Here is a 4,526-nt window from a genome sequence, read left to right as displayed (position 1 = left end):
TCGCTGTCTCAGCTGAATGCGTCGTCCACATTGAAGGCTCGTGCCGCGAAGCTCCATCATGCGGCGACCGATGTCGACCGCGAAGACAACCATGCACCGGCAGTGCTGCTTCGACAAAACTTACTATTGACGCCCCAGTTGCGATTAGACAACCTCATCTGCTTTTGACGATTGGTACCGTGAAGTTGCTGGTCCGGAATCGCCCCCACCGTGCCCACGATATGCTCGGTCGTTTCTCCAATGGCCAAAGTTGGCCGAAGGAGAACGACGATGGGGTATTTCACAATATGATCCGGCAGTCAGAAGCGGCGCGACTCAGCTGAACATGGAGCGGCTTGAAACTAAACAAAGGGCTATTGGACAGTCGCTTTAGACACCAGCACGAAGCCTCGCGTCTTGTTCTCGTTGTCAGAATCCGTTGTATTCATCGCATTAAACAGATCCGACGCCGTTACCCATACGGGCGGATATTTGTAGCGAGCAACGTCGAGAATGAGGAACCGGTCCGTCTCCGCGTCGTAGGCTGCAAGGGGTGATATATGGCCGCCGCGCTCCTGCCCGATAGCCTTTCGCAAGTAGTTTACAATCACATAGTGGTCGGGCTTCGAAAGGTAGTCGCGCGCCTCGGCGCGAAATCCATCCAGATTGGAATCAGAAGCGTGGCGGACGGCCACCCGCACGGGATGAAGCGCAATCAGCCCGCCGATCTGGTCGAGCGTCATTCCCTGCTTCCTGAGCACGTCGCTCGGCAGCACTGCTTCGGTGCGGGCATCAAGGAAATTGTCCTGGGTAAAGGTGTGGTATGGATCAAATTCTGGAGTGCTCGGTGCGGCCAACTGTAGCGCATTTAGCACCATCACAATGCTCGCAACCCCGCAAAATGCCTGGTTCTCCTGCGTCAGGAAATTACTTGCAAGCGGGAAGTAGGCTGCCCTGGCATCACTTTCCAGGAACAGTTCCGCCCCCGCGGTCGAACGGAAGTCCAGCAATTGGTTCGGGAGCGGAAGTGTTTGAGCGTGCGCCGGCCCAGCAAGGGCCAACCACAGAATTCCGATATGAAAGAAGCGATCGATCATCAATACCCACTTTGCGCGCCGCATGGAGTACTGCTCAATATCGTCGCTACAACACAACGCGGCGGCGGCACTCTTGAAATAGCCGACGTCGGGGGTAGCTTCGACACCTATCACATACAAACGTGCTCCTGGACGCCACCGCTGTCAACGGTGGAGCCGTTGTTCACTCTAGGTTGGCGTCCGCTAGTTTCGTCGTTGACAGCGGAAGCTCGGCACAATGGCTCATCCTGTGCATCTTTTCGTCCAACTCTGTGTGCTTGATGATGTGATGATGACAGGCCTTGTCATGAGAAACCGGGTTGAAAGCAGTGTTTTCCGCATCTCATCGGAGCGGCGTTGTCGAGTTTGCGGCCAGCCGTCCAGCTTCAAATAATCAGTACAATGCCGGTGATCGCGAGGGCTGTAATCCAGATGAGATCGAAATTGATCCATCCACGGCGAAGCAATGAAAGCCCCAGCCATTCATAGACGGAAACGCTGACAACAAGGATCACTGCAAGCATGGCGGCCATGTGTAGCCCCACCGCTGCCAGCGCTGTGGGCAGCGATCCGGCAGCCGTCAGCTTGCCCGTCGGGCTAACCGAAACGCAAAGCGGTATGAGTACAGGCACGAGCATGAGGCCGGCACCGTGGGCGGTCGCCATCAAGAAAGACCAGAATCCAAGCCCCATCATCCCCGTTTTCATTCCGACTCGAACTCGGTGGCGATGGCCGTATGCGGCATGGAAAGCGGCCCAGCCAATGAGCATCATGCCGGCAGCCGCTTCCAAAGGGCGCTGCTCAACGAAAATGCCGAGCGCCAACACCACCATCGCAACGATGGCAATCGAAACGGTATGTCCTATCGCTATGGGGACCAGCGACAACAATATGATCTTGCGGCTTTGCCGGTGCAAGCCGAGGGCAACCGCAAACAGCCACCCCATGGCAGGGTTTAGGCCGTGAAATGCGCCAAGGCCGGCAAGCACCAGCCAAGGCGAGATGGAAATCATGATAAGCTACTACGGCATCTTTCCGAAAATCGGCATCGATTTTCGGAAAGAACGATACGTGGATTCAAAGACTTAGAGCATCCTTTGTGCGTCCAGTTGGATGCACGGCGCTCTAATCGCTGGGTGGCTGCCGGCGTCATCAGGGATAGCAGTAGGAATCGGACGAACAATCGCCTCCCTCCAAACGCACCTGATGCGGCCGATGGCCTTTTGGCCAGTCGACGAAAAAATCCTCGTCGAATTTGATCCCGCCATTTTCTCCCACGTCGAGCTTCACCATCCACCCGTCGATGCCATCGGGATAGAACTGCGGGTCGATGGCGCCGTACAGAGAGTTGGTAAAATAGACCCGCTTTCCATCTCGGCTGATTTCGACCATTTGCGGGCCACCACTAAGCGCGCCATTGCTCGCCTTTGGGTGGGTTGCCCGGGACACGATACCACCTATGCGGACCCTGCCGGCCTCTTTCGGGTTGAACGGGTCCGACACGTCGTACTGGATCATGTCTCCCGTGCCCCAGCAGGAAACGTAGAGGAAACGGTCATCCATCGACAGGTCGATGTCGGTCACCAGCGGGGCGACCGCATTGAAGCCCTTGAGCACGGGTGGCAGCAGGGCCGGATCCGCAGGTTCGGCGGGGATCACGATCACCTTTTTCACGGCCCATTTGTCGCCGTCGCGGTACCATGTCCAGATCGAAGCCGAGAGATCCTTGAGGCTGATGACACAGCCAACAAAGCCATAGGCCTTGGTCGGATCATGTGCCGGGCGCAATTCGAACACGAGCTGGTGTTCTTCGCCGAAGTCGATCTCCTGAAGGTGCTTGCGTTTGTGCAGATCCCAGAAGTGCAGCCTGCGCCCATATTTGCTGCCCAGCAGTATCTCCGGAACGAGCCCGTTCTCGAATGTATCGGGGGTTCCCCATTCGCTCGTCACCATCGTGTCGTGACCGAGATGCCACCAGAAATCATAGGCAAGCTGCTGAGGTCCCCGGTCCATCTCCCACTGACCGAGAACGTCGAAACTCCCGGAATCCAGCAGGAATATGCCGCCAGGCGCCTTGCCCTCTGCGTTTCCAAGCGCGTTCACGTATATTCCTTCGGGACCGCAGTGGATGGTGTGCAGGCGCGAATAGCCAGCCTTCTCTGCAATTTCTTCCGGCTCGATGACCCTGACGATCTCAGGGTTTCTCGGATCCGGCTTGGTGTCGATGATGTGCAGCCGCGACGACCGCAAGCCTGGCACGACAAGGTAGCGCCGCTCCATATGGGGGTGCGGCGCATTGGGACAGAGGCATGACGAGCAGGCATTCCAGCCGAAATGATGCAGTTCGTCGCCCACATTCGGCATGTCGACCTTGCCAACGATCTGGGAATAGGACGGGGATTTGGGGTTCACGTCAACGACGGCTATCGCGTCGGGACTCTTGCGGTCCGGGTCGAAGGCGGCGACATAGGCCAGCGTCTCTTTCGGCGCCTTCGCGGCCATTCTTGGCGAGGGATAGAATGAAGGGTCAGGTTGCCAGATTGCCATGATGAAACCTTCCTCTTGATCACTACGGACTTATGCGCGTTGCCCCCAGAATTGGCTTTACTACCGATTTTCGCACCACAGAGATGCGGTGTCCAATCAAGTCATCCGAAGTCTTCCTTCCGGCTGTTGGTGCGATACTTCTGTCAATTCCTTTGCGAACGCGCCAAGTTCAGATGACCGCAGTCAATAGCGGCTTCGGGTCATTACTCCTCTTCGATGTCCGCATGCGCAACGTCCGCAACGGGTCGCGACCGGAACGGCTGCTATTCCATCTCCTCATCCGCGAAAGCTGCCGGTCCTGTTCCGGCCCCAGATCGGTCGGACGCAACGCACCTATCCCGACCTTTGACATCAACTTTCGAGACATTGAGTTGAAATCTGCCACGGGTTGGTTGCAACGCGTCGAGAAACAAATCGTGCAAGCCTGCATTCACCGGCGCGGCTCAACAGACCATATACTGGGTAGCGAACGACACCGCACCAATTGGAGGACCGATGCCGAAGATCAAAGGCCAGAGCATTCGCGACAAGGAGCGTGCAAAAACAGAGAAGCTCCTCAGGAAGGTGGGATATACGGCCTTGAAAGAGGCCGGGATCAAATCGAAGCGACCCAGCCTTCCGGACCTGAAGGTCGAGAAGCGAGGCAAGTAGACTTGCTGTCGTGCCCTGCTTTGCCACCGGGCCACCCGACGCCATGCAAGCGCGGTTGCGCTGTGCTAGGGAACGTTGAACGTCGGCGGAGCCGCGTCATGCGCTCATGCCAGCTGCTGACTCAAACAAGGAAAATGATATTGATTGAAACGACGCGCGAGGCAGCACTGATCGCTTTGGGCTGGTCTTCCTTCTTCGGTGACCAGGTCAGCGCGGAGGAGGCCGGCCTCGTGCCCGTTCGCATCGCCAATATCCCGTTCGCATCGCCAATAT

The 4,526-nt window shown here is 57.1% G+C and carries 4 protein-coding genes; 1 reads left to right on the top strand and 3 read right to left on the bottom strand.

What is annotated here, in order from left to right; all coding sequences use genetic code 11:
• Window positions 1-353: 353 nt before the first annotated feature.
• The 3 genes from AC1DWF_RS30435 to AC1DWF_RS30425 all read right to left on the bottom strand — a co-directional run bounded on the left by AC1DWF_RS30435 (window position 354) and on the right by AC1DWF_RS30425 (window position 3,602).
• Window positions 354-1,190 carry a phytochelatin synthase family protein gene (locus AC1DWF_RS30435; protein ID WP_476789644.1) on the bottom strand — a complete coding sequence of 279 codons (837 nt, stop codon included), beginning with the start codon at window positions 1,188-1,190 and terminating at the stop codon, window positions 354-356.
• A gap of 251 nt (window positions 1,191-1,441) precedes the next feature.
• A complete protein-coding gene (locus tag AC1DWF_RS30430; protein WP_476786545.1) occupies window positions 1,442-2,068 on the bottom strand; it encodes a hypothetical protein in 627 nt (208 codons plus the stop codon).
• Window positions 2,069-2,207: 139 nt separating this feature from the next.
• Window positions 2,208-3,602, bottom strand: a complete 1,395-nt coding sequence (locus tag AC1DWF_RS30425; protein ID WP_476789642.1) for a selenium-binding family protein — start codon at window positions 3,600-3,602, stop codon at window positions 2,208-2,210.
• 495 nt (window positions 3,603-4,097) lie between these two features.
• Between AC1DWF_RS30425 and AC1DWF_RS30420 the strand changes: the two genes are divergently transcribed.
• Window positions 4,098-4,253: a hypothetical protein gene (locus AC1DWF_RS30420; protein WP_476789641.1), complete on the top strand. Its 156-nt coding sequence runs from the start codon at window positions 4,098-4,100 to the stop codon at window positions 4,251-4,253.
• Window positions 4,254-4,526 lie beyond the last annotated feature (273 nt).

This window comes from Aminobacter sp. P4_D5 (assembly GCF_056401815.1).
This window is presented reverse-complemented; position numbering and strand designations above follow the sequence as displayed.

Excerpts from the sequence above, each read along its gene's own strand:
- AC1DWF_RS30425 (WP_476789642.1), bottom strand. The coding sequence starts at position 3,602 with ATGGCAATCTGGCAACCTGACCCTTCATTCTATCCCTCGCCAAGAATG.
- AC1DWF_RS30420 (WP_476789641.1), top strand. The coding sequence starts at position 4,098 with ATGCCGAAGATCAAAGGCCAGAGCATTCGCGACAAGGAGCGTGCAAAA.
- AC1DWF_RS30430 (WP_476786545.1), bottom strand. The coding sequence starts at position 2,068 with ATGATTTCCATCTCGCCTTGGCTGGTGCTTGCCGGCCTTGGCGCATTT.